The sequence below is a fragment of the Acidovorax radicis genome (assembly GCF_020510705.1).
Classification (GTDB): domain Bacteria; phylum Pseudomonadota; class Gammaproteobacteria; order Burkholderiales; family Burkholderiaceae_C; genus Acidovorax; species Acidovorax radicis_A.
In genome coordinates this window covers 722850-748739 of sequence record NZ_CP075184.1, presented here as the reverse complement: position 1 = coordinate 748739, position 25890 = coordinate 722850, and the positions used below count along the sequence as shown (strand labels likewise).

24 protein-coding genes are annotated in these 25890 nt (G+C 60.8%); 4 read left to right on the top strand and 20 right to left on the bottom strand.

The window, feature by feature from the left end; genetic code table 11:
- Positions 1-111: 111 nt before the first annotated feature.
- The 13 genes from KI609_RS03385 to gspE form a co-directional block, all read right to left on the bottom strand.
- Entirely contained in the window at positions 112-1902 is a 1791-nt protein-coding gene (locus KI609_RS03385) for a cell surface protein (RefSeq protein ID WP_226447122.1), read from the bottom strand.
- A gap of 261 nt (positions 1903-2163) precedes the next feature.
- Entirely contained in the window at positions 2164-2583 is a 420-nt protein-coding gene (locus tag KI609_RS03380) for a hypothetical protein (protein ID WP_226447120.1), read from the bottom strand.
- A 124-nt stretch (positions 2584-2707) separates the two neighbouring features.
- Entirely contained in the window at positions 2708-5146 is a 2439-nt protein-coding gene (gene gspD, locus KI609_RS03375; protein WP_226447118.1) for a type II secretion system secretin GspD, read from the bottom strand.
- 55 nt (positions 5147-5201) lie between these two features.
- Positions 5202-5849, bottom strand: coding sequence for a hypothetical protein (locus tag KI609_RS03370; protein WP_226447110.1), 648 nt, complete (start codon positions 5847-5849; stop codon positions 5202-5204).
- Between the two features lie 5 nt (positions 5850-5854).
- Positions 5855-6418 carry a type II secretion system protein GspM gene (gene gspM / locus KI609_RS03365; RefSeq protein ID WP_226447108.1) on the bottom strand — a complete coding sequence of 188 codons (564 nt, stop codon included), beginning with the start codon at positions 6416-6418 and terminating at the stop codon, positions 5855-5857.
- Positions 6415-7590: a PilN domain-containing protein gene (locus KI609_RS03360; RefSeq protein WP_226447106.1), complete on the bottom strand. Its 1176-nt coding sequence runs from the start codon at positions 7588-7590 to the stop codon at positions 6415-6417. The genes gspM and KI609_RS03360 overlap by 4 nt, the downstream gene beginning before the upstream one ends.
- Positions 7591-7604: 14 nt before the next feature.
- Entirely contained in the window at positions 7605-8522 is a 918-nt protein-coding gene (locus KI609_RS03355; protein WP_226447105.1) for a general secretion pathway protein GspK, read from the bottom strand.
- Entirely contained in the window at positions 8519-9244 is a 726-nt protein-coding gene (locus tag KI609_RS03350) for a prepilin-type N-terminal cleavage/methylation domain-containing protein (RefSeq protein ID WP_226447104.1), read from the bottom strand. The genes KI609_RS03355 and KI609_RS03350 overlap by 4 nt, the downstream gene beginning before the upstream one ends.
- Complete coding sequence (locus KI609_RS03345) at positions 9241-9696, bottom strand: type II secretion system protein J (RefSeq protein WP_226447103.1); 456 nt, start codon at positions 9694-9696, stop codon at positions 9241-9243. Before KI609_RS03345 ends, KI609_RS03350 begins: the two co-directional genes overlap by 4 nt.
- The gene (locus KI609_RS03340) at positions 9693-10157 is read right to left on the bottom strand and encodes a Tfp pilus assembly protein FimT/FimU (RefSeq protein WP_226447097.1); all 465 of its coding nucleotides are present in this window, start codon (positions 10155-10157) and stop codon (positions 9693-9695) included. The genes KI609_RS03345 and KI609_RS03340 overlap by 4 nt, the downstream gene beginning before the upstream one ends.
- A 67-nt stretch (positions 10158-10224) precedes the next feature.
- The gene (gene gspG, locus KI609_RS03335; RefSeq protein ID WP_226447095.1) at positions 10225-10689 is read right to left on the bottom strand and encodes a type II secretion system major pseudopilin GspG; all 465 of its coding nucleotides are present in this window, start codon (positions 10687-10689) and stop codon (positions 10225-10227) included.
- Between the two features lie 25 nt (positions 10690-10714).
- On the bottom strand, positions 10715-11971 hold the full coding sequence (locus KI609_RS03330) for a type II secretion system F family protein (RefSeq protein ID WP_226447092.1): 1257 nt from the start codon (positions 11969-11971) through the stop codon (positions 10715-10717).
- Positions 11964-13694 (bottom strand): type II secretion system ATPase GspE, encoded by a 1731-nt coding sequence (gene gspE / locus KI609_RS03325; RefSeq protein WP_226447090.1) that lies wholly within the window; start codon positions 13692-13694, stop codon positions 11964-11966. Before gspE ends, KI609_RS03330 begins: the two co-directional genes overlap by 8 nt.
- 351 nt (positions 13695-14045) lie before the next feature.
- Between gspE and KI609_RS03320 the strand changes: the two genes are divergently transcribed.
- The gene (locus tag KI609_RS03320) at positions 14046-15929 is read left to right on the top strand and encodes a hypothetical protein (RefSeq protein ID WP_226447088.1); all 1884 of its coding nucleotides are present in this window, start codon (positions 14046-14048) and stop codon (positions 15927-15929) included.
- 25 nt (positions 15930-15954) lie between these two features.
- Here the strand turns inward: KI609_RS03320 and rfbC are convergent, their stop codons facing one another.
- The 5 genes from rfbC to KI609_RS03295 form a co-directional block, all read right to left on the bottom strand.
- On the bottom strand, positions 15955-16500 hold the full coding sequence (rfbC, locus tag KI609_RS03315; protein WP_226447086.1) for a dTDP-4-dehydrorhamnose 3,5-epimerase: 546 nt from the start codon (positions 16498-16500) through the stop codon (positions 15955-15957).
- 8 nt (positions 16501-16508) lie between these two features.
- A complete protein-coding gene (rfbA, locus tag KI609_RS03310) occupies positions 16509-17408 on the bottom strand; it encodes a glucose-1-phosphate thymidylyltransferase RfbA (RefSeq protein ID WP_226447083.1) in 900 nt (299 codons plus the stop codon).
- A gap of 10 nt (positions 17409-17418) precedes the next feature.
- Positions 17419-18309: a dTDP-4-dehydrorhamnose reductase gene (gene rfbD / locus KI609_RS03305; protein ID WP_226447081.1), complete on the bottom strand. Its 891-nt coding sequence runs from the start codon at positions 18307-18309 to the stop codon at positions 17419-17421.
- The gene (gene rfbB / locus KI609_RS03300) at positions 18306-19400 is read right to left on the bottom strand and encodes a dTDP-glucose 4,6-dehydratase (RefSeq protein ID WP_226447079.1); all 1095 of its coding nucleotides are present in this window, start codon (positions 19398-19400) and stop codon (positions 18306-18308) included. Before rfbB ends, rfbD begins: the two co-directional genes overlap by 4 nt.
- A gap of 110 nt (positions 19401-19510) precedes the next feature.
- Complete coding sequence (locus KI609_RS03295; RefSeq protein ID WP_226447076.1) at positions 19511-21496, bottom strand: SDR family oxidoreductase; 1986 nt, start codon at positions 21494-21496, stop codon at positions 19511-19513.
- 396 nt (positions 21497-21892) lie between these two features.
- Here KI609_RS03295 and KI609_RS03290 point away from each other — a divergent pair, with 396 nt between their 5' ends.
- The 3 genes from KI609_RS03290 to KI609_RS03280 all read left to right on the top strand — a co-directional run bounded on the left by KI609_RS03290 (position 21893) and on the right by KI609_RS03280 (position 24272).
- Positions 21893-22474, top strand: a complete 582-nt coding sequence (locus KI609_RS03290) for a phasin family protein (RefSeq protein WP_226447074.1) — start codon at positions 21893-21895, stop codon at positions 22472-22474.
- 254 nt (positions 22475-22728) lie between these two features.
- Positions 22729-23391, top strand: coding sequence for a TetR/AcrR family transcriptional regulator (locus KI609_RS03285; RefSeq protein WP_226447072.1), 663 nt, complete (start codon positions 22729-22731; stop codon positions 23389-23391).
- A 107-nt stretch (positions 23392-23498) separates the two neighbouring features.
- Entirely contained in the window at positions 23499-24272 is a 774-nt protein-coding gene (locus KI609_RS03280; RefSeq protein WP_226447070.1) for a hypothetical protein, read from the top strand.
- A gap of 125 nt (positions 24273-24397) precedes the next feature.
- On the opposite strand, the gene KI609_RS03275 is transcribed toward KI609_RS03280, so the two are convergent.
- Positions 24398-25165 carry a type III pantothenate kinase gene (locus KI609_RS03275; protein ID WP_226447068.1) on the bottom strand — a complete coding sequence of 256 codons (768 nt, stop codon included), beginning with the start codon at positions 25163-25165 and terminating at the stop codon, positions 24398-24400.
- 276 nt (positions 25166-25441) lie between these two features.
- Positions 25442-25861: a rhodanese-like domain-containing protein gene (locus KI609_RS03270; RefSeq protein WP_226447066.1), complete on the bottom strand. Its 420-nt coding sequence runs from the start codon at positions 25859-25861 to the stop codon at positions 25442-25444.
- Between the last annotated feature and the right edge of the window lie 29 nt (positions 25862-25890).

Here is a 25890-nt window from a genome sequence, read left to right as displayed (position 1 = left end):
AAAAAAAGGTGAGGCGCGCATAAACAATGGCAGCGCACCATGCAAAAAAAAAGGCGGGTTGCCCCGCCTTTTTTTGGATTTCGCTTTGCAGCGAAAAGTTCAACCGCCGAATTAACGGCCGTAACGGTGACCCCAGGTCAGGCCGAACGTGCTGGCGAAGCCTTGGGCAGCCGAGTCGTTCTTCATCTTGATGAACGCATCGCCCAGGATTGGCAGGCCGCCAGTGAACGCATTCGTGTTGTTCGCACCAACGAAGGCATTGGCAGTAGACACCAGCGTCCAGCCGTTCACGTAAGGCGAAGCCATCGTGGTAGCGGTCAGATCGCTGCTGGAGCCCAGCACCTTGCCCGAAGAGAACGACAGCACGCTGGTCTCACCGCACAGTGCCAGTTGGCTAGCAACAGCAGGCGAGAAGATTGGCGCATTGCCCGTGGTGGTTTCTTCACGGTCGAAGAAGCGCATGGCGTCTGCATTCACGCAGATGTTGCCACGGCTGTCCACTTGCGTGTTGCCTGGGTAGAACCATTCGTCAGCCAGACCGTGGGTAGCAGCAGCCACCACTGGCAGAGCTGGGCCCGTTGCAATAACGCTCAGGTCAGAGTACAGGCGGTAGTTGGCAGCAGAGGTGGTAGCAGCCTTGTAGTTAGCAGCAACGCTGTAACGACGGGTAGGCATGGAGAACACCCAGTCGGTCTGAGCCGAAATGCCAGTGTCCAGAGCGTACTGGTTGGAGACCGACGTGCGCGACAGAGCGGCAGTCAGGGCAACAGCTTGCAGCTTAGGCAGGTTGGCATCACCAGCAGCACCAGCAGGAGCTTGAGCAGCCAGGTAAGGCGTCGACATGTCTGGCAGGTCGATGAACAAAGGCGTCACCACAGGGCCCGTCACCGAAGCCTTGGCGAAGTCATTCACCAGCGTACGCAGCAATGGGTCAGCCGTGTAGGTGTCAGCGCTCTTGTTAGCCGTGGCGAAGAATGCGCCAGAGCCAGCATCGGTTTGTGGGAAGTGCACGTAGTTGGCGGCACCAGCGGCACCAGCGGCAGCCACACGCGCTTCAATAGCGGTTGCGGAGCCAGAGAATGCAGTGGTTTGCGCCAGGTTCAGGATGTACCAGTCAGCCGACAGGCCCGTGGTGGCAGCGCCAAAACCAACCGACGCTGCGTGAGCAGCTGCGGTGTAGTTGGTCATAGCGATTTCGTCCAGCAGCGTGCGCGAAGCAGAGCCAGCCACGGAGCAAGGAGCGACGCCGCTGGCGTGCTTGATAGCCGTGTACAGCACCGAGTTGGCAGTGCCAGCTGCACCAGCCACTGTACCGCTGGAGGTTTGCGTGCTGGTGTACAACTTGACGGACGGGATGTCAGCCATGTTGAAGATTTCAACGTAGCCTTCACGCGTGCCATTCACATTGGTCGTTGCGTTCAGACGAGCAGTGGCGAAAGCCGTGCCCGTAGCGGGGATGGCAGGCACCGTGCAGCTCTTGTCTGCGGAGTACAACACAGCAGCGCCGTCAGCGCCTTGCAAGACAGCACCAGTCCACACGTCGCCAGGCGACAGGAACAATTGGAAATCCTTGACGTCGTCCGAGTTGGCAGCGCCACGGAAACGAATCTTCACAGCCTTGCCGTTTGCACGGTCGGTGTTGCTCAGATGGATCACGGACATGTTGCCGTTTTGGGCCGTGTAGTAAGGAACCACCAGCATGTGACCGACGTTGTTGGAATTAACTTCCAACACAGTAGCGTTTACAGCGACTGCACCAGCAACACCTGGCTCAGCAGCAACGTTGGTACCCAACACAGCGCCAGTAGCCGCTGCACCAGGAGCGAACACGTCCGCCTGGGCCACACCGGCAAAGCCACCAACCATGGCAGCAATGCTCAGTGCCAATACATTCTTTTTCATGCTTTAACTCCAGTTAAAAAAATAAGCGCAACTACCACGATTGATTACGCCCGGGAATCCTAGCACAGCCCTTTGAAAAACATGCCAAGAAGCCAACTCGCCCATCAATCAGTTGCTACAGCGCAACAAAAACCTGTCAATCTACCGTACCGCGCCGCGCCGATAGCCATCGCGACCAGTGAATATACACAAACTCATCGCATCAAAGCGCAAAACAAATCGCTACCCGGTAAAGTGTTGCTATTCGGCCATGCACCGCGTTCAGGGCGCCTCAAAACGCCACCATTGGCCTTGTTCCAGCACCCAGGTGTCGTCAAGATACGTCGTGACGACTGGCAAGTTCAACCCTGGGACCATAGGCTTCGCAGTCAGGCTGATGCGGGCGGTGCAGCGGTCTGGCGCCTCGCACGTTACCTTGGCAACGCCGGTGTCGCGCAGGTTTGCGCCTGCACCAAATTGCCCGACAAAGTCTTTTTCGCTCTTCAGGTCACGATAGGCTGGTGCCAGCAAGGCGTACGCCGTTTTGGGGTCTGCACTGGCACGGGCCTTCCAATACGTGGCAGCGCGGCTTTCGACCTGCTGCTCAGGCGTTTGAGGCCCCATAGAGGCACAACCGGCGAGCGCGGCGAATGCGGTGATAGCCAGTGCCGCGCGGGCGCTGTGTTTGCGAAGATTTGTCATGTAAGTCTTTACTCCTGCTAATGGGTATAGGGTGTTGAAACAGTCACTGCGATCCTCAGGGCAGTATGCAGTTCCATGAATCAGGACCGCCAACGACAGCCCCGGCAACCAATGTTGCGTTTATTTACTGGGGGGAGTACATACCGGGCGCAACTGGTGGTTGCGCTGGCAGCACACGCGCGTCAGCGGGGCCGGGCTGGCGCAGCTCCAAGACCTTCAGGCCCTTGAGACGCTCGCGGAGGTCTTCACTGACTTCGCGGATTTCGGGGTCGGTGCGCACCACACGCGGGGTGATGATCACCAGCAGCTCTGTACGGTCGCCACCACGCTTGTTGGTGCCAAAGAGGTTGCCCACCAAGGGGATGTCTTGCAACAGGGGCACGCCACTCTTGCCACTGGTTTGGCTGTCTTTGATCAGCCCCCCTAACACGATGGTCTCGCCAGACCGCACAGCCACCTTGCTGCTGATCTGCCGCTGCATGAACGTAGGCTGCGTGGACGCAGACGCCCCCTCCGAGGTGTCGGTGACCGTCTGGTCGATCTGCATGGTCACAAGGTTGCCAGCGTTTACCGAAGGCGTCACCGCCAGGTTAACGCCCGTGTCCTTATATTGCACCGAGCTGGTCTGTGCATTGGCGTTGTCGATGTAGTTGGTGGTGGAAGTCACCACGGGCACCTGGTTACCCACTGACATCATGGCGGTATGGTTGTCAAGCACCATGAGCGAGGGGCTGGAGATCATCTTCACTGCCGTTTTTTCAGACAGCGCACTGAGTACCACGCGCACCTTGCCCACGGAGTTGGTGAGGGCATAGGTAAACCCCGACCCGGCGGCCACGGCGAGGTTACCCGTGTTGCCGCTGTTATTCTTGCTGCTGGACAGCTGCCCCACGCCATCGTATTTGCCAGTGGCGCCGCTCAGCGCCCATTCCACCCCAAAATTGAGGCTGTCATTGAGCGTGACCTCGACGATGGAGGCTTCGATCAGCACCTGAGTGGGCGGCAGATCCAGTCTTTTGAGCGTGGATTCGATTTTGGAGAACTCGTCACGCGAACCCCACACCAGCAACGTGTTGTTGAGCTCGTCTGCCATGACACGCACATTGCCGATGGCGGCCACCGTCGGTGCCGCCTGGCCTTGGTTGTTTGCCCCCGATGCGGCCGTGTTGCCAAATGCCGAGCCGAACTGCCCCATGGAGCTGCCTGTGGCTCCTGTGCGCCCGGCGCTGCCAAAGCTGCTTTGCCGGTTCAGGCTGTTGTTGCCAAACGCATTGACGTTTTGACTGTTGCCAAAACTTCCCCCTGTGCTGCCATAGTTGGAATTGAGCCCCGGCGCCACGCCGCTGTTGGCAGCGGGTTGCGCGGCCACGCCGCCAAAGATGCCATTGAGCACGCTGGCCAAATGGGCCGCATTGCCGTTTTGCACGCGATAGATGAACAACTGCGCGCCACTGCCCCCGTTGCTGGGGAGGTCGAGCTTTTCGATCCAGCGGCGTGCTTGCTCAAGGTATTCCGCGCGGGGAGTTACGACCAAAATACTGTTGATGCGCGCGATGGGCATCACACGCAGCGCGCCATACAACGGGTTGCCTTCACCCAGCATGGCCATGCTGCCCCCCGCACCTTGCTGCGCCGTCTGTGCGCCCGCAATGGCGGATGCCCCCGGCCTGGCGGCGGCCGCGCCAGCGGTAGAAGCTGCACCGCCCCCACCGCCGACCAGCTGCAGGGCACTCTCTACCTCGGCGACGGTGGCGTACTTGAGCGGGAAGACGCCCACCGACATTCCTTTGAGCAAATCCACATCAAAGGTGTTGACCATCTCCAGCCAGCCTTCGGCCTGGGTGCGGGTTCCGTTCATGACGAGCAGGTTGCGCACCGTGTCAACGCGAAGGATGGCATCTGGCGCCACCATGGGCCGCAGAATGGCGGCCATTTCACCAGCGCCGATATATTGAAGCGGAATGACAATGGCCCCGAAGCCGGGGGACAGGGGCGTGCCCGGGCGGGCCTGACGCACGTCGGAGCCCGCGTTGCGCAACGCGTCGGCGCGCCCCACGTGGTAGGTGCCTCGCGCATCGCGCGCCATCGCCAAGCCATTCGCCTGCAGGGCACTTTCGAGAAGGAATACGGCTTGATCCGGCGAGATGGCGTTGCGGCTGGCCAAGGTGACAGTGCCTGCGATGGGGGGATGCAGCACATAGGGCACACCCATGATATCGCCCAGCACCGTGCGCACAACATCTGCCACAGGAGCGTCTTCAAAGCTGAACGTGAGCGGTGCGCCCGAAGGCGTTGCCACCGGGCGGGCAGGTGCAATGACCTGGTCATTGCCACGAATAATGCGGGGGCGGCTTTCAGGCTCCGCAGACTGTGAACCCAGTGGCGTTGATTCTTCTGCAGGCTTGGCGCCACTCACCGCAGACGATGCGCCTGCCGCTGCTTCACCCAAAGGTTTTGCTGTGGGCGTCGTGGTATTGGGTGCGACTTGGGCCCACGATGTACCGCTCACGCTCTGCACGGTAGCGCAGACGAGCAACGAATAGCCGAAGCGAGTGAGATTCATTATTTCAATTGCCTAAGATTGCTTGCGGGTTGACGAACCACCGGGCTCGTGGAAGTCAAGGCCCAAAACTGGGAGTGGGCCGCGGTTTTGGCGGGGCCGCAGCTGCAGCGGCTGTGCTTTCGCCCCCACCTGAGTTTGTGCCGGGTGTAGAGCGGGCCGCCGCCTCGGGACGGGCCACGGCCGGTGCAGACGGTGCAGCCTGGGCTAGACCGGTGTATTTGCTGACGTCAGCGCGCTGCATGTTCAGCGTCTGGGATTGATCACCCCGCGTGAACGTGGCCTGGCGATCACCCAGGCTTTTCAGGGTCCACCCTTCGACTCCCTGGTTTTGCTGAATGCGGTGCTGTTTGCCGTTGATCAGCAAAATGACATAGCCGGTTTTGTCTCCTCGCACGATACCCGTCAAGCGCGCAGTGCTCAGGTGGTCGGGGGGCTGCGCGGGCTGCTCGGGCGGTGGCGGGGGCGGCGGGCGGCGCGTGATAGAGAACAGGGGCCGCTCCAGCATGGCTAAAAACCGACTGGCATCGACCTGTTTGTCGGGCATAAAAGGCGGGACCAGGTTCGCAAGATCGGCGCGCAATGGCTCCGGGGCACGCCAATGAATGTTGCGCGGCGTGCCGTCGGGCCTGAGCCACATCAGCGCGATCAGGCAGAGCAACGCAAGATTGACTGCGGCGAGTGCACCCACTGCACGTATCTTCATGCGCTTCATGTGCGATCTTTCAGCACACTGAGTGAAAATTGGGTGGTCAACCTGGGAGCCACTTTTGGATTGACGGCACTGAGCCCGCCTATCAGCTGGATTTGCAGCCCATCAATGATGATCGCTGGTGTCTGGCTCCCCAGAACGGTCAAAACCCCTTGAAGAGCGAGCAAGTCGCCATCGGCCTGAACCTTGAGTGCGATACGGTCATAGCCCCGGTCATCCTTGGGTTGCAAGACCTGGCTACTGCTGATCTGCATGCCTGCGGCGCCAAAGATTTCGCGCACATGCTGTTGCGCGGCATTGCCCGCCTGGCTGACATCCATCGCTGCAGGGTAGACGTACTGGGTCTGCGCCTGCCCAATGCGTTTTCGGGCTTGATCGAGTTCTTCCTTTTGGCGCTCAAGACCCACCAGCCGTGCGTAACGGGGCTCCAATTGAGCCATCAAGCCTTTGGCCCAGCGATGCTTGTTGTACACATAGATGCCACCCGCGACCAAAGGCAGCAGGACCAGCAAAATAGAGATCCCCACGAACAGGGCATCGCGCGAGAGACGAACAGGTTTCACGGACGCCCTCCTGAGGCGGGGGTCACCCCAGCAAGAGGCGCACCAGGCGCGGAGGCGGGTGCAGCGGGCGCCGTAGCCTGCGGCGATTCAGCGGGCTTGCGACTCATATCAGATACCCCATAAGTCTGGGGATCCACCATAAATTCGATGCTGAAATTTTCCATCGCCGAATTGTTGACGCGGGTGGCCGCCGCAGGTGCCTTCACCTCACGGATGCCCGGTTGCTGGCCCAGCTTCTGCATCAAAGAAGCGGTATCGGAGGTCAGCCCATTCAAGGACACTTTTGCACCTGACAGATTCAGCACCTGAACCGCAGAATCATCAGGCAAGACTTGCGTGAGTGTGTCGATGACGCGCAAAGGGTCAATACGCTCACTCAAAATATCGGACAACGCATTCAGTTTGGTCGATGCCAACACCACCTGCTCGCGATCACGAACCACGGGGGCTGTGCGCTTTACCACCTCTTCATAGGCGCCTGCCGCTTGCAACGCCCGCATGCGCAGCTTCAACGTCGGTGTCACGGCAATCGCTAACAACAATGCCAGTGCACTCAATAACAACGCGTACCCAAGGTTGCGTTTTCGCCGTGTCGATTGCATACGGCGCTCCAATCCCCAGCCAGGCAACGCCGCGTAGCCCTGCGGCGAGACGGCAACCCAGAGCTCGGGAGTCGCGACCTGCGGGCCCTGATGAACACGCCAATCATTTAAATACTGATCAACCTGCTTGCGCGACGCCAATGCCAGCACGTGTCGTGTCGATGTCGAGAGGCTGTCGGGTGATATCTGTTTACCGATCCACACCATATCGCCGAGAGGAAATGGACTGAATGTGCGGGCCTGCAATGCCAGCGCATTTTCAATATCGTTGCTCGCCATGGCGGCAGGCAATTGCACGGTACGAACCAGCACCATCTCGGGCGGAAGCTCCAGTGCAGTGAATTCCACCTTCTGCAGCCGACCCGGTCCTTTTTGCACCGTCTCAGACGACTGATCGCCGCGGCGATGGGACTGACTTCCATCGGCATGGAACAAATGAACGGGCACCGAGGGCGTCAGCCAGGCGAACAATGGCCACCGCTGAGCGCGCTCCCAAGCCTTGCGGGTGTCATGCAACACAGTACTCAAATCAATCCCGAGGAACCGGGCATCAGACGAAAAAACAGGCATGTGAGTGTCTATATTCAATTCTCAGACGCCGTGGCCTGTATGCTGGTAGAGAGACTGTAGGTGGACCAGGGGGTGCCATCAGCCGTTGGCGTCATGACGTCGACATTGCGAGACACCAAAACAGACTTACCCGAACCCAACGGCACAAATGCCGTGACGTTGACCCGCGTTGAATAGGAATTGTCCGTCAGGCCGGCGTCCAGACCCGACATGTCAATGCCGGCCTCGCCGCTGAGTCGCTTTGCATGGATCATTTCGACCACACGCCTATCACCATTGGCCAGCACTAACAGTACGGGAACCGGAGCGGCATTCGCATTCACTTTGCTGGAGCCGCGTCCGTCAAGCGTGATAAGCGGCGCGAGTCTAGCATACAGGTCATAGTGAAGCCCAGGCACTTTCAAGAGATCCTCTGGTGCTTCAAAACGCATCAATCCGCCTTTGCTGTCACGTTGCTGCCGGGCATCGATAATAGTTTGGGCAAGCGCTACCGCTTCATTTGGCGCCAGTCCTCCGGCAACAAAAAGCAAGCGCGTAAGCAATGCAAGGTCGGCCCGATTGGGATCGATGAAGCCCGTAAGGGGCGTGATCTGCGCCACCATGGTTCGCCCTTCGTACGTCACGCTCGCCTGAGTCCAACGGTCCGGAACTCGATCTGCTGCGCGCAGCTTTTGCAGCATCAATTGCAACACCGCGTCGCCCACTGCCTGGGCCGCAACCAGGTCACGTCTGTCAGCCAGCGTTTTCGCCTCCTGACGGACACCGGCAGACAAGCTTGCGACCATGACGCTCAGCGCGGCCACAAGCCAGAGCACCGCAATCAGCGCCATTCCTCGGTGGTTTGATGGTGCACTGGAACGACGCCATTCACCACCCAGTGTGCAAGTTGACGAAATCGGGACGTTCATCGCGCGGAAAATGGGGTGACTCATTTGATATCACCGCCAAAAACGGGTCCCCGCGCCCGAGGATCGCTAGCCACCAACGGGCGTAATGCGATGACAAAATCTGGCAAGGGGCGTTGCCGGTCCTGTTCGCTGTACAAAGTGATTCGGATACGCTGGGGCACTTGATCAGGAATCATCCAGTGCGTCGTCCATGTCGGAGGCTCCGCCCGTGCATCCTGATACATAACTTGCCATTGATTGACGCCATTGAGCAGCACATTCGTACTGGCTTGCGCCCAGTCCGGTTCTGCAGAAGGGTCCGTCCAAGGCAAATATTGAAAGACCAAGGACTGCCCACCCTGCCCCGAGGCGGCCAACTGAAGCCGCATAAGGGTGCGCCCCCCCGTTGCATACCCTGCAGGCATGACCCCTAACCACGTCACCCGAGATTCTTCACCCTCAAAAAAGTACTGACTTCCGCCTTCTGCATAGGGGTAGGTTCTCTTTTGCAACGAGATACGACTTAGCGAAGACTGCAGAAAGCCCGAGACGATTCGAAGGTCATCAGAACGAGCAAGCGCATGATCTACGCGTTCGCTCGCCTGCGAAGTCGTTCGCAGGGCAGACGCCATCGCCACAACCAGCAACGACATCAGCGCCATGACCACAAGGAGCTCCAGCAATGTGAACCCTGCGCTGCGTTGCCGATTGCACGCACCAGTCGCCGTGAACCTGCCACCTGGGATATCACCAAACGAATCCATCATGGCCTGATACCTTGCGGGGGGTTCCGCTCTGGCCTCAGGGTACTCAGCGCCAACGTTCGCCCCCCCTGCCCGCGCTCATCACCCCAATGGATGGCAATGGAGATTTGATAAAGAGGCGGTATTTTCGGCCCCTGCACGTCCGTGCCATACGGCTGAGACTGGATTACCCAGTGGTAACCGGCGCTATTTCCCTCCTCGTTCCAGCCACCTGCGGGTACGGAATCTCTCAGTGCCAGGAGCGATTGAGCCAGAACAACAGCACCTTGATAGCGTTGCACTTGGTCAATCGACTTAACACTACCCCCCAATGCGCGATAGAACATGCCCAGTGCGAGCGCCATGATAGAAAAAGCGACCAGAAGCTCCAAGAGCGTAAAACCAGAAACGGATCGCACTGCCCTCCCGCGACGGGAACACGGTGCATGTCTGGCACGGCGAACGCACAAACTCATGGCAACAAGGCCTCTTGGGTAACGCGTCCTGACAACCAATCCACCCGCAATCGAACGCCACTTCCGGTATTGCGAATGATTTCGACACTCCCGCCCGACGACCCGCCCGACGGTAGAAACCGAATGAGCAGTCGCCCGTGGGATTGCTCGCCTTCTAGTGCGGCCACCACAGCCTTCATTTGCAACGACTCAGGCACTGCGACCAACGGGCTGGCGTCAAGCCCATATCTGCGCTGAGGCAGATCAATGACGAAATATGCGCCTCGCCCAGAGGTGACGGCTTGATCGCGAGCAGCCTTCAACTGGCTCAACGCAGTACGCACGGTGTCTCGATATTGGGCACTCTCCCGCATGCGGTCCATAGCCACGGGCACCAGCCCCACGACCAGCGCCATGATGGCAAAAACGACCAACAATTCGATCAGAGTGAATCCGCTGACGCGGCGTACACGGCCCGTCATCGGCGTAGCCCTCTATCGATGCACCCCGGCACGGATGCCCGAAAGAACGTCACGCGAGCACTAAATGCTATTTGGTGTTGCGTACATCTGCCGCTTCACCTTCACCACCCGCCGCATTGTCTGAGCCGAGCGACAGAATCTCGACTCCGGTGGGTGTATTGTTGTAACGGTATGGGTTGCCCCACGGATCAGCGGGCAGCCCCCCCTTTAGGTAGGGGCCATTCCAGCCGTTGGCGGATTGCGGCTTTGTCACCAACGCGCCCAATCCTTCTTCGTTGCTTGGGTAACGCCCCACGTCGAGCTTGAACAACTCCAGCGATTTATCAAGATCGGAAATCTGCACGCCTGCAGTTTTAGATTTGGCCCCTCCTAGAGAATTGAGTACTTTTGGCCCGACCAACCCCGCAAGCATGGTGAGAATCGCCAAAACCACCAACAGCTCGATGAGCGTAAAACCTTTAACTTTGGCCTTGTTGCATATATTGCCCGGCAGAGACAGGCGTCGATCTGCGCGAGCACGGTGTTGGGACATTGACTTACCTCCAGAATCAAAAAAATTATACGGCCAAGTCATTTACAGACAGGATCCCCAAAAGGATGGACACGATGATTGCGGCGATCAAAACACCCAGCACCAAAATGAGTACCGGCTCCACCAACGTGAGCAGCCGCTTGATGCCGATTTCCACTTCGCGGTTCAGTATGTGCGCGAGTTCCAGCATCATGGGGCCAATACGCCCCGTCTCTTCTCCGACACGAATCAGATTGATGGCCAAGGGTTCAAAAATTCCCGTTGAGGTAATGGCTTGCACAACCTTGCCCCCCTCTTTCACAATGGGCGCCACACTCGCAAGGGCCTGCTGAAGCACGGTATTCCCCACTGTCTCGGTTGCGATATGCAGAGCGGTCAGCATAGGAACGCCGTTCCCCAACAGAGTTCCTAGCGAACGGGAAAAAAGGGTGAGTTCGTATTTGAGCGCAAGACGGCCAACCAACGGCATCTTCAACAGCTGCGCCTGCCACCATTGCCGACCGCGGGGTGAACGAAACCAGCGCATGAGCAACGAGCCGACCCCAAACGCCACCAACGCGATGACCAAGCCGTAGCTCTTGAATGCATGGCCCAATGCCATCACCCATTGCGTGGGGAGCGGCAAGGCATCCCCCATATCGGTAAAGAGCTTCTCAAACTGAGGGACAACAAAGCCCAGCATTGCCACGAGAGACAGCACCGCCACACCGAGCAAAATGGCAGGATAGATAGTGGCCGAGACGACACTTTCGCGCAGAGCGCGTTGGCGCTCCATATGTTCAACGAGTCGCTCCAACACTGCGGACATTTGGCCACTGGCTTCACCGGAGCGAATCATGTTGATGTAAAAATCGCCGAACAGTTCGCGATGCGCAGTCAACGCACGGCTCAGAGGCGTACCGCCCTTGACTGCATCTAAAACACCTTGCAGCAACTTGGCAACACTGGGTTTGTAGCTCATGTCGATAAGCACACGCAGAGCATTGTCCAATGCCAAGCCGGCCCTCAGCATGATTGACAACTCAGAAGTCAGAGCCAGTACATCGGAGGTTTTAACCGGGCCCTTGGCGACCCGCGACTTGGGCTTCGCCAGCATGGCAGCAACAGGGCCTCTCGCCCCCGGCCCTTTCGCTGCCACGTTCGCGGCGCCCTCATTGATCTCAAGCGGTGTCAAACCCTGCTCGCGCAACTGTTTCAGTACCGCAGACTCAGTGTTTGCACTCGAATGCCCCTCAACGGCTTTTCCGTCAGCCGAAATCGCGCGCCATACGTAATCAGGCATCGGATTGATCCTGGGTCACCCGAGCGATTTCATCCAGCGTGGTCACTCCGGCCGCGACCTTTCGCAAACCATCTTCGTGGAGGCTGACCATGCCGCCTTGTGCGGCAAGCGCATTCAGCGCATTGGCATCAAGGCCATCAATAATTGCGCGGCGCATCGGCTCATCGAGCGTCAATAGCTCATGGATGCCCGTGCGTCCGCGATAACCCGTATCGCGACATTGGTCGCACCCTCGCGCACGATAGATGGGCTTTCCCGGCACAGCAAAACGCAGCAGACCTGTTCGCTCCAGCACCTCCGCGTCCGGCTCATACGGTTCCTTGCAATGAGAACACAAGGTGCGAACCAGGCGTTGTGCCAACACGCCATTGACAGACGAGGTGATCAAATAGCTCTCGACCCCCATGTCCTGCATCCGGATCACAGCGCCAGCCGCCGTATTCGTATGCAACGTAGACAACACAAGATGGCCCGTCAACGCAGACTGCACAGCAATTTGCGCAGTTTCTCCGTCACGCATTTCACCAATCATGATGATGTCGGGGTCTTGCCGGAGGATGGACCGCAGCGCATTCGCAAAGGTCAGATTGATTTGCGGATGCACCTGAATCTGGTTGATACCCTCGAGCTGGTATTCCACCGGGTCTTCGACGGTGATGATTTTCTGAGCCGAGGCGTCGATCTTGGCGAGCGCGGCATACAGCGTCGTGGTCTTGCCCGAGCCGGTAGGCCCTGTGACCAGCAGGATGCCGTGCGGACGCGCCAAGAGGGCGTTGAATCTCGTCAGCGTGTCCTTCTCAAACCCCATTTTTTCCAACTCAAGACGCACACTGGCACGATCAAGCACGCGCATGACCACGCTTTCACCGTGCACGGTGGGCACGGTGGAGACCCGCAGGTCCAGTTCGCGCCCCTTGACACGGGTCTTGATGCGCCCGTCTTGCGGCAGGCGGCGCTCCGCAATGTCCAGGTGCGCCAGCAGCTTGACTCGCGAGTTGACGGCGGCGGACAGGCGCGGCGGGACCAACTCCCCAGGATGGATCACACCATCAACGCGGTAACGCACATGCAGGCCATCATCGAACGGCTCCAGATGGATGTCGGAGGCCCGCAGGTCGATCACGCGGCCAATGATGGTGTTGACCAGGCGAATGACAGGGGCCTCGCTGGCCAGGTCTTTAAGGTGTTCAACAAAGTCGCCGCCGTCAGAGCCATCGCCGAAGCCGTCGTCTTCATCATCAGTGGCTTCTTCGACCGGCTCCGCCAGGGCTTTTTCGATGTCGCTTTCAAGCGCCAGGTGCGGCCGGATGACGCAGCCGGTAGCCAAGTGCAAGGCCTTGACTACGAAGGCGTCCTGCGGCACGGCCATGGCCACGTGCAACTCGCCGTTTACCAAGCGCAGCGGATAGATGGAATTGGCCTGCAAAAACTCGGGCAGCAGCCCTTCGACCTCTGGCATCAGGTCCGGAAAACCAGCGGCCGGTACCAAAGGAATACCCAGCTGAACAGACAGCGCCTGCGCCACGTCAGCATCCGATACAAGCCCCAGGCGCACGAGCACCCGGCCAAGCATGCTGCCCATTTCTTGCTGTGCAGACAGCGCGCGGTCCAGATCGCGCGCGCTGAGCTTGCCGGCCTGCACCAGCAGCTCGCCGATCTGAGGGCGCAGTGCAGCGTTGTCGCCCCATGGCTCAGCCACGGCCGAAATTGTGTTTGTCGTCATGAATTGTCTGAGTACGGGCCTGTGTTGCGCGCGCCGGCACTATATGGGGACGGCATGGCGCGCCACAGCGGCCTGCCATGAATGGGCGTGAGTGTAGCCCGGGCGGTCGGAGGCGGTCGGCACCGTCGCGTACCGTCCCTCGACAGGCGTAAAAAAATCCTTTGCAGGGCGCCCATTTTGCTATCATTTTTATAACAATAGCGCTTGCACCGTAAGCGCCATTGGCACATTTCATTCATTCCTTCGCTACAAACCAACCACCCCGCCAAAAACTCCAAGCGACTGCGGGACTGGGGCTTTGCCATACATTCGCCCATTCTCACTTCACGTCACCAGACTGCATCACCTGCCATGACCCAACGAGCCACGCAACGAAAAGTCAATATCGCCATCGCTATCGCCGCCTGTGGTGTGCTGACTGCAGGCGGCGCCGGGCTGGTGTTTTTGCACGGTCACGACAATACGAAAGCCCGTGCCCACGCGCCCCTGTTGCTCGCACCCATGATCGGCGTGATCGACTCGTGTGTTCTTAAACAAGAAGGTGCGCCTTCACAAAACCCGGCCGATCTGCAGACCGCCTGCACGGGCCCCAACGGCTCTGCCGCAGCACTAGTGGAATCCACACTCTCGCAGTTGCAGCCTCACGGCAGCGATCCTGGCCCCTACCCGCTGGGTTACACGTTACCGGTGCCTCTGTTGCAGCTTTTTCGGCAAGACCCTCAAGGCTGGGTCATTGATAGCAATATCGTCGCTCGGCTGGTGCGCACCGTGCGGGATACAGACCGGCCGCTGATCCTGTATTTGTTTTCCACGCACTTCGCCACCGACGCACCGCTGGAGAAAGCCCTGGCACAGGACCCGGCCAACCTGGCACAGACACGCGATGGTCCACTTGCGCAAGGCCGCTACTACGACGCGGCCATCAACAACTGGAGCTTCGCCAGCACCCAGACCGAATTGACCCAGCGCCGCGTGCAGGCCACGCAGGCGTTGCTCGGTGCGATGTGCCACCTGCCCGCCAACGACATTGCAAAGATCAAGGGCGTCACACTGCTCGGTGAACTGCATCATCTGTTCCCCGGCTTTGAGTCTGGAATGGGGTTCGGCATGCCCTACCGCGTGACCGATTACAGCCCGCAGTCCATCGCAGGCTTCCGGCAGTTTTTGCAAAAGGACTTTCGGCGCATTGAGCAACTCAACCGCGTGTTGGGGTCGAACTACGCGTCGTTCGAAGAAGTGCAGCCCCCGTCGCGAGACATTCGGACAGAACCCTTGCAACGTTTTACCGAACATATCGACTCTTTTGCCCACGGCAGTTTTCCCGTTGCGGGGTGGGTGTATATCAAACAGCCCCCCGGAGCGGCGCCCGCCTGGGTTCATGTCTACCGCGATGGCGTATTTGCAGGTAAAACCAAAGTCAACCAGGGGCGGCAGGATGTGCTCGCGGCCAAACCAGAGTTTGGCGATGCCAACACTGGCTGGCGACTGGACCTGGACTTCCGCAATCTCCCCACTGGCCTGCACCGCATTGACGTGTTTCTGGAACAACGCCCCGGCCAATTGACCCCCCTGGGAACACGCCAGATTGCCATCATGGATCGGCAGCAGAGCACGCCCCACCTGCTGCCCCAAAAGCCTCTGCCACCCACCACCGCACCTGACCCGACGTTACAGGCCCACATTGACATGCCGACCGATCAGGCTGCGTATTACTACAACCCATTGGTGCCTCTATGGCACGCCTTTAGGCAGCAGCAGGTGGTGGACTATCTGAAGTTCTTTAACGGCGTGGTCAACGAATCGTGCTTGGTCGGCACGCCGCATTACACACACCAGATCATCCCGTTCACCAACCCCAGTTGGGACGCCAACAAATATGCCATTCAGGCATCGCTGCAACCCATGGGGGATATCCGACTGGGGGTCAGCCTATATGGTGATGCCACGTACGGCACCACTTTCTCGCAGTGGTATCAAACCGCTGCGCACCACGGCTATGGGGTGACGGAGTTCCACCCGCTTAGAGCCATGGGCACAGCTGCCATGCAGCGGATGCTCGAAGAACATGCGAAGCAAGGGGCGGAATTCCTGTCATTTTTTGTGGAACCGCGCTGGCAAGGAAAGCTCGTAGCGCGTGATCACAATTTGTTTTCTCTGGATCCTGACAATGAAAAATTCGGATCGGATCACCTGTACCGGTCTATGCAAAACATCATGACCCATACCCGGCCATAGCGAGAGGCATGGCGACCGTAGCCCATCAGGAGAACAGATCAGCCTTCGCCAAGCCAAGCCCTTGCGCATCTTTGATCGACAGGTTGGGTGTGCCTTCGAAGTGCCAATCAATCGCCAGCGTTGCGTCATCCCACGCGATGCAACGCTCATGCACCGGCGCGTAGTAATCGGTGGTCTTGTACAAAAACTCCGCTGTTTCGCTGAGCACAACGAAGCCATGCGCAAACCCAGGCGGCACCCAGAGCTGGCGGTGGTTGTCGGCGCTTAGCACCTCCCCAACCCACTTGCCAAAAGTTGGGGAGCTTTTGCGAATATCGACCGCCACGTCGAACACGGCGCCCTGCGCCACGCGCACCAGCTTGCCTTGCGGTTGCTGGATCTGGTAGTGCAGGCCCCGCAGCACGCCCTGTCTGCTGCGGCTGTGGTTGTCCTGCACAAACTGGTGGTTGGTGCCAGTGGCTTCGTTGAAGGCTTTCTGGTTGAAGCTCTCAAAGAAGAAGCCGCGTTCGTCACCGAACACTTTGGGCTCGATCAGGACGACATCGGGAATGGCAAGGCGGGTGGCTTTCATGCGGGATTTCAGTAGATTTTTTCTTGAACGATTCGCAGCAGATACTGCCCATAGCCGTTTTTGGCCAAAGGCTGTGCCAGGCGCACCAGCTGCTCGCTGTCGATCCAGCGCTGGCGCCAGGCGATTTCCTCGGGGCAGGCGATTTTCAGGCCCTGGCGCCGTTCCAGCGTGGCGATGAACTGACCCGCCTCCAGCAGGCTGTCGTGGGTGCCCGTGTCCAGCCAAGCGTAGCCACGGCCCATGATCTCGACGCCGAGTTGGTCTTGCTCCAGATACAGGCGGTTGAGATCGGTGATCTCCAGCTCGCCCCGTGGCGATGGCTGCAGGCTCTTGGCCATGTCGACCACATGCCGGTCGTAAAAATACAGGCCGGTGACGGCATAGCTGCTCTTGGGGTGGGTCGGCTTTTCTTCGAGTGACAGCACCTTGCCACGGGCATCGAACTGCGCGACACCATAGCGCTCTGGATCATGCACGTGGTAGGCGAACACGCTCGCCCCCTCCGTGCGTTGCATGGCACTTTCGAGGAGCTCGTGAAAGTCGTGGCCGTAGAAGATGTTGTCGCCCAGCACCAAGGCACTGGGGGAGCCGCTCAGGAATTTTTCGCCAATGAGGAAGGCCTGCGCCAGGCCGTCGGGGCTGGGCTGGACGGCGTACTGCAGGTGGATGCCCCATTGGCTGCCGTCGCCCAGCAGTTGTTCAAAGCGCGGTGTGTCCTGCGGGGTGCTGATGATGAGGATGTCGCGGATGCCCGCCAGCATCAGGGTGCTGAGCGGGTAATAGATCATGGGCTTGTCGTACACCGGCAGCAGCTGTTTGCTGATCGCCAGGGTGGCCGGGTGCAGGCGGGAGCCGGAGCCTCCGGCGAGGATGATGCCCTTGCGGGCTGCTGCTGTGCTTGCTGTCATGGAGTTGCCGTCAGAGGATTTCGGTGAGCATGCGCGCCACCCCTTCGCGCCAGTGCGGAAGGCGCAGGCCGAAGGTGGTTTGCAGACGGGTCACATCCAGGCGCGAGTTGTGCGGTCGCACAGCGGGCGTGGGGAAGGCACTGGTGGGCACGGGAGCGACCTCCGTTGCTTTTAATTTGATAGCTGGTTGCGCTTGCGCAGCAAGCACCAGCACCTCTTTTGCATACAAATGCCAGTTGGTCTCACCGGCTGCGACGCAGTGGTACAGGCCGCCGTCTTGCGGGTGGCGCTGCAGGTGACGCAAGGCGTGGGCGGTGACATCGGCCAGCAGGTCGGCACCGGTGGGGGCGCCCCACTGGTCGTCGATGACGGTCAGGCGCTCGCGCTCTTGTGCCAGACGCAGCATGGTCTTGGCGAAATTTCCGCCACGGGCGGCGTAGACCCAACTGGTGCGCAGGATGAGGTGTTGAGCACCCGATTGCGCGATCAACTGCTCACCTTCGAGCTTGGTGCGGCCGTAGACGCTCAGCGGGGCGGGCGTATCGGTCTCCACCCAGGGGCGGCTGCCGCTGCCGTCAAAGACATAGTCGGTGCTGTAGTGCACCAGCCACGCACCCAATGCTGCGGCCTCCTGCGCAATGGCGCCCGGCGTGGTGGCGTTCAGCGTGCGGGCCAGCTCAGGCTCACCCTCGGCCTTGTCCACGGCGGTGTGGGCGGCAGCATTGACGATGATGTCGGGCCTCAAGCTGCGCACCGTGTTGGCCACGCCCGCCGGGTTGGCAAAGTCGCCACAGTGCTCAGCGCTGTCGAAATCGAGCGCGGTGACCGCGCCCAGCACCGAGAGGCTGCGCTGCAGTTCCCAGCCGACCTGACCGTTTTTTCCAAAGAGCAGGATGTTCATGCGCTGGCGCCCGCTACAGCGGTGGCGGTCGCCTCTTGCGCGTACTGGGCCTGTACCCAGTCGCGGTAGGCCCCGGTCTGGACATTGGCGACCCACTCCGGGTGGCCCAAGTACCACAACACTGTCTTGCGGATGCCGGTATCGAAGGTCTCGGCGGGCTTCCAGCCCAGCTCGCGCTCGATCTTGCTGGCATCGATGGCGTAGCGGCGGTCGTGGCCCGGGCGGTCCTTCACGTAGGTGATCTGGGTTTTATAGCTCTGACCGTCGGCACGGGGGCGCAGCTCGTCGAGCAAGCTGCAGACCATGTTCACGATCTCGATGTTGGGCTTCTCGTTCCAGCCGCCCACGTTGTAGGTCTGGCCGGGCGCACCGGCCTCCAGCACGCGGCGGATGGCGCTGCAGTGGTCCTTCACGTAGAGCCAGTCGCGCACCTGCATGCCATCGCCGTACACCGGCAAAGGCTTGCCCGCCATGGCGTTGACGATCATCAGCGGGATCAGCTTCTCGGGGAAGTGGTAGGGCCCGTAGTTGTTGCTGCAGTTGGTGGTGAGCACCGGCAGGCCGTAGGTGTGGTGCCAGGCGCGCACCAGGTGGTCGCTGGCGGCCTTGCTGGCGCTGTAGGGGCTGTTGGGCTCGAAGCTGCGGGTTTCGGCAAAGGCAGGATCAGTGGGGGAGAGCGAACCGTACACTTCGTCGGTCGAGACGTGCAGGAAGCGGAAGGCGGCGCGCTCGCCCTCGGGCAGCGCGCTCCAGTAGGCCCGCACGGCCTCCAGCAGCCGGAAGGACCCCACGATATTGGTCTGGATGAAATCCTCAGGGCCGTGAATGGAGCGGTCCACGTGCGATTCGGCCGCGAAGTTCACCACGGCGCGGGGCTTGTGCTCGGCCAGCAGGCGGGCCACCAGCGCGGCGTCGCCGATGTCGCCCTGCACGAAGGTGTGGCGCGGGTCGCCCTGGACACTGTCTAGGTTGTGCACATTGCCCGCATAGGTGAGTTTGTCGAGGTTGACCACGGGCTCGCTGGAGGCGGCAAGCCAGTCAAGAACGAAGTTGGCGCCGATAAAACCCGCGCCGCCAGTAACCAGAATCATAGGGAGGGCCGTGTGAAGTGCCTGCTCGGCAGAACCCGCGATTATCCCACCCCACCCGCCCCCGGCGTAACAGAGTTCAACACGGGCGATAGACGTGCGGCCAGCGGTCCTCAGAAGTGAATCCCGCGCATCATCTGCTGCAGCGCCACGGCCTCCGCCGACAATTGGGGCTTGGCGTTTTTATCGCCCTTGGCGGCCGTGGAATCCGGGAACATGCGAAAACTCGTGTTCATGGTGATCTGTGCCACGCGGGGAACCAGCGCGTGCAGCAACTGCCCGGTGATGCCCAGGCGCGTGGCGATGCGCACGGGCTTGAAGATGCAGGCCTGCGCAATCATGTCGGCCGCCTCTTCGGGCGCGAGCGTGGGCACGTTGTTGTAGATCTTGGTCGGCGCGATCATGGGGGTGCGCACCAGCGGCATGTTGATGGTGGTGAAGGTGATGCCCTGATCGGCAAACTCGCTCGATGCGCAGCGCGTCCAGGCGTCCAGGGCCGCCTTGCTGGCCACGTAGGCCGAAAAACGCGGCGCATTGGTCAGCACGCCGATGGAGCTAATGTTGACCACGTGGCCCTTGCGCCGATCCACCATGCCCGGCAAAAAGCCCATGGTCACGCGCAGGCAGCCAAAGTAGTTCAGCTGCATGGTGCGCTCATAGTCGTGAAAGCGGTCGTAGCTTGACTCGATGGCACGGCGGATAGAGCGGCCTGCGTTATTGATCAAAAAGTCCACGCCGCCATGGTTGTCGACAAGCAGTTGCACGAAGCGGTCGCAATCGGCCATGTCGGCAATGTCGGCCGAATAGGCGATGAACGCATAGCCCTTGGCCTTGGCCTCAGCGCAGGCCTCGTCCAGCTTGTCCTGATCGCGCCCGCAGATGATGGTGGTGGCGCCCGCCTCCGCAAACTTGTGCGCAGCGGCCAGGCCGATGCCGGACGAGCCCCCGGTGATCAGCACAACCCTGCCGCCCACCGTGCCCTTGAGCGTGCGGTCGATGAACAGTTCGGGGTCCAGATGGCGCTCCCAATAGTCCCACAGGCGCCAGGCGTAGTCCTTGAGGTTGGGGCAGGCCACGCCCGAGCCTTTGAGCGCCGCCAGGGTCTCACGGCAATCAAAGCGCGTGGGGTAGTTCACGAAGGTCAGCATGTCTTCGGGCAGGCCCAGGTCCTTCATGACGGCATTGCGCACGCGGCGCACGGGCGCCATGGCCATCAGGCTTTTCTTGATGCCCTTGGGGATAAAGCCCAGCAACGCAGCATTCACAAACAGGTTCATGCGCGGCGCATGGGCGGCGCGGCTGAAGATGTCCAGCACGTCACCCACACGGTAGCCTACCGGGTCCACCAGGTGGAAGCATTTCTTGGCGATGTGCGGCTGGTGGCTGATGACGTTGAGCGCGTTGACCACGAAATCCACCGGCACGATATTCACGCGCCCGCCTTCCAGCCCCACGGCGGGCAGCCAGGGCGGCAGCAGTTGGCGCAGCCGCTGGATGAGCTTGAAGAAGTAATACGGCCCGTCGATCTTGTCCATCTCCCCCGTTGTGCTGTCGCCCACCACCATGGCGGGGCGGTACACCGTCCACGGCACCTTGCAGTCGTGGCGCACTATTTTTTCGCTCTCGTGTTTGGTCTGAAAGTACGGGTGGTCCAGCCCTTCGGCCTCTGCAAACATGTCTTCGCGGAACACGCCTTCATACAGGCCTGCGGCAGCGATCGACGAGACGTGGTGGAAATGCCCCGCGTTGACGGCCTTGGCCAGCTCGACCGTATTGCGCGTGCCTTCGATGTTCACGGCCACCTGGGTCTCTTCGTCAGCGCCCAAGTCGTACACGGCTGCCAGGTGGTAGAAATGATCGACTTGGCCCTTGAGTTTTTTGATGTCTTCGCCCGCAACGCCCAGCTTCTTGGCCGTCAGATCGCCAAACACCGGGACGGCGCGGGCCGCCCCCACGCCCCAGAAGCCACGCAGATCGGCCACCTTGTCGGCGCTCTCCTTGCGGATCAGGAAGTGCACCACGGTGCCTTTGCGCCCCAGCAACTTCTTGACCAGCCGCTTGCCAATGAACCCCGTTGCCCCCGTCACGAAATACTGCATGGAAAACTCCTCTGAGAGAATTTCATTCTTGCCCAAGGCCTGCATGCGCCGATTCAGCACAAACCCGCGCCGATACTGGGTGTGCGCGTGCGCACCAAAGCGCCGAGGAGCCTGTCGGACTTGGAGCGTCGAAAGCGAAAATGGACCCCAGCGAGGACAGTTTTTGCCGGATTTGCAGCCCCATAGCCCGGCTATGGGGCAAGAAGACGGTGAAAAATGGACCGCTGCGGTCCATTTGCAGCCGACGATTTCCAAGTCCGACAGGCTCCTAGATGTCACGCTCTACGTTTTTTAGAAGCCCGTGCCTAAACCTTCTGCGCGGCGCGGCGTAAAGTGCATCCACGAGTCAGGGCAACCCGCGCTGACCGACCGACCCAACCGCATCACGGAGGCCCCATGGTCAAGAAACTGCAGAAACTCAGCGCCGACAACAAGAAAAAGAGCAACGCCCAACTGTCCAGCACCGTCAAGGACTCGGCCCAGCAGATCTGGCTGGCAGGCCTGGGCGCGTTCTCCAAGGCGCAGGAAGAAGGCGGCAAGGTGTTTGAAGCCCTGGTCAAGGAAGGCCTGACCATCCAGCGCAAGACCCAGGCCGTGGCCGAAGAAAAGATCACCGAAGCCACCAGCCGCGTGACCACCATGGCCACGGATATTGGCTCGAAGGCACAGGGCCAATGGGACAAGCTGGAGAACATTTTCGAAGACCGTGTCGCCAAGGCCCTGTCGAAACTCGGCGTGCCATCCGCCCGCGATCTTGAGGCGCTGAGCGCCCGCGTAGATGCCCTCGGCAGGGGAGCCAAGGCGGCAGCAGCAAAACCTGCACCCAAGGCCGCTGCTCCGACCAAGAAAGCACCTGCCAAGAAGGCCGCCCCGGCCAAGGCTGCAGCAAAGCCCGCCGCCAAGGCCGCACCACCCAAAAAAGCGGCCGCAAAGAAGCCCGTCGCACGGGCCGCAGCCAACACTCCATCAGCCAACTGATTACCCGCCGCCGACAAGCGGGTCCCTGCCTCTGATGCAAGCGGCCAATGCGCGACAGCGTGTTGGCCGCTTTTTTGTTGGCGAAGTCCGTGAGCCGCGCTAGCAGCAGCCCAGGGGGTTGCACACAGCGGCAGGCCCCCCGCGGCATGCTGCATGCCGCACTGCAGCATGACCGCGTGGGGTAGAGTAGGCCTGAGAGCCTGTTTAAAGCCAACGAAACAACGACGCCAAACAACGCGAGGGGGCCTGCACACATGGTGAAGAAAGCGCCGCGCCGCACCGCAGAACGCATTCTGGAGGTGACCCTGGAGCTGTTCAACCGGTTCGGCGAACCCAACGTCTCCACCACCCTGATCTCGGCCGAGCTGCGCATCAGCCCCGGCAATCTCTATTACCACTACCCTGCCAAAGATGAGCTGATCAACACGCTGTTTGATCGGTATGAAAGCGCGCTCGCCGAACTGCTGGCCGCCGCCGACGGCGTGCGCAATGTGGAGGACGCCTGGTTCTTCATGCACACCCTGTTCGAGCTGATCTGGCAGTACCGCTTTCTGTACCGCGACCTCAATGATCTGCTGTCCAAGAACCGGCGCCTGGAGACCCACTTCCAGACCATTCTGAAGAACAAGACGCGCGCAGTGCGGGAGATGCTGGACGGCATGGGCCGTGCCGGTGCGCTGCACATCGACGCCCGAGAACTGGAGGCCACCGCGACCAGCATGGTGGTGGTGCTCACGTACTGGCTCAGTTTTGAATACGTGCGCGACCCACGCCGGGCACTGGAACCCGAGAGCGCACAGGCGGCATTGATGCGCGGGGCACACCATGTGCTGAACCTGCTCATGCCTTATCTGCACAGCGACCAGCGCGCCCACCTGCTGGAACTGGTGGGTGCGTACACAACGGCACCTGGCTGACCGCACCCATCGGCAAACGCGATCCCATCCCGCTCCCGAGCCCCCAGGCCGCCACACCCAGACCCCAGACACTTGCGCCCCGAACAATAACCAAGGAGACACACACCATGGCCAAATGGACCCCTTTCCCGCACGCGGGTGACTACAGCTTCGACGCGGCGAGTGTCAAGAAACAATGGGCACGCCTGCATGGCGGTGACGCGGAGCCCTGCCCCAAAGACGCCGCGGTGCTCGACGCCTGGGCGCTTTTCCACAACGGCGATTTTCACCAGGCCAATGAGGCCGGCATCGCTGCCGGGGGCGCGGGCATCACGGTGGCCAACAAAGCCACCGCGATCTACGCGAACTATCTGGAACCCAAAGAGAAGACGCGGCTGGACCTGTTCACCCAGGTGGCGGAGCGCGCCGCCGCGCAGGCGGCCGAGGAGCCCAACAACGCCAATGCCTGGTATTGGCACGCCTACGCACTGGGCCGCTACAGCCAGGGCATCAGTGTGGCCAAGGCCCTGGCGCAGGGGCTGGGCGGCAAGGTCAAGGACTCGCTGGAAAAAGCCATTGTGTTGTCACCCCAACACGCCGACGCACACATTGCGCTCGGGGCCTTTCATGCCGAAGTGATCGACAAAGTGGGCTCTCTGATCGGCGGGATGACTTACGGCGCCAAAAAAGACACCGGCCTCAAGCTGTTTCAGGAGGCGCTCAAGCTCAACCCGGGCTCTGCCATCTGCATGGTCGAATATGCCAATGCGCTGGTCATGCTGGAGGGTGACAAGCGCATGAAGGAAGCCACTGAGCTCTATGAAAAAGCCGCCGCCACCACGCCCGTCGACGCCATGGAGCGGCTGGATGTAGAGATGGCGAAGACGGAACTGGAGGAATAACCCCCCTGTGGCGCTCTGCGCCTTGGTATCCGCCGCCAGCACGGCAGCTCTGACGCGGGCCGCCGCGCCAGTTTCACGACCCGCAGACCGCGCGCAGCGCCCTGGGGGACCAGGCTGCGATCTGATTACCCGCCAAAGCGGCGAAAGGCGATTTCCAGAAGGCCATCGAAGATCAGGTTGTCCACCAGCTCGAAGGGACGGGTCATGCTGGGCGACATCTTCCAGCCCGCGCCCCCCGTCATGAGGCACGCAGGCTCTTCGCCACAGTGCTGCAAAACATGCTGCACCATGCGCTCCACGGCGCCTGCAATGGCATAGGTGCCGCCGCTGGTGAGTGCATCGCTGGTGTTGGACGGGAACAGGCGCACCTCGCCCGTGGGCACATGCAGCCCAGCGGTGCCGGACTCCAGGGCGCGCAGCATGATGCCGTGGCCCGGCAGGATGAGCCCCCCCAGAAAATGCCCTTGCGCATCCACACATTCCACCGTGACCGCCGTGCCCACCATCACCAGCACCAGCGGGCGTGCCGGGCCCTGCGCCAGCACATGGTGGCGCGCACCGATCATGGCCACCCAGCGGTCTGACCCCAGGCGCGAGGGGTGGTCGTAGCCATTGGTCAGCCCGGCCTCCTGTGCGGACGAAACCACCCAGGAAGGCGTGACGTCCCACAGCTCCATTTGCTCTTGCACGCGGCGTTTGACCGCATCGCCGGCCACCACGCAACCGAGCATGCGATCCGGCGGCGGCAACGAGGCCCAGCTTCCCTCTGCGAGCTTGTCGATGTTGTCCAGAAACTCGGCGCCGTGGGCCAGCAGTGCGGCCCCGGGGCGGGGGGCGTCATACAACGCCCATTTGAGACGGGTGTTGCCGACGTCGATGGCCATGAAAGTCATGCGGCGGATTATCCCGAGTTTTGCCCGGCCTGCGGTGCAGGGGCTGCGGCGGCCTTCACCACGCGGTTTGACGGAGATGCCCGCAGGGCTCCGCCAATTCGCGGGGGGAACAGGCGCCTGCCGAGTGATTCCGACAAGATCTGTGCGGGCCAGAAGCTGCACACTTCGCCGCCGAACACATCAATACCCGCTTCGACAAAAATAGCGGGGAGCGTTTATCCATCAAGCGCCAACAGCTATATTTTCAGGAGCAAACAGAAACCGATGGCCCGGCCATCAGCCCTGCCGCCACGGCAGGCCCTGAAAACGCCAGCCCCCGCGTTGGCCGCGGTGGCCCTGTGCGTCGGCGTCGCCCTCGAAACCCTCCAGGATGTTGTAGGCCTTGTAGCCCAGTTCGGTCGCCCGGCGTGCCGCCGCGATGGAGCGCACACCACTGCGGCACAACATCACCAGCGTGGCGCCCTCGGGCGCTGCCATGTGCAGCTGGGCGTCGAAATGGGGGTTCATGGCCATGCCGGGCCATTGTTTCCACGCCACGGCCGCCGCGCCCGGCACCACGCCCACCCAGTCACGCTCCGCATCGCTGCGCACGTCCACCAGCACGGCCTGGCCAGCCTGCACCCACTGCCACGCCAGTGGCGCCGGGACGTCGCCCGCATAGCCGTCAACGGCGGGGTTTGCTTGTTGTGCGGTCATCCCAAGTTCCTTTCATGGCGAACAGGCCC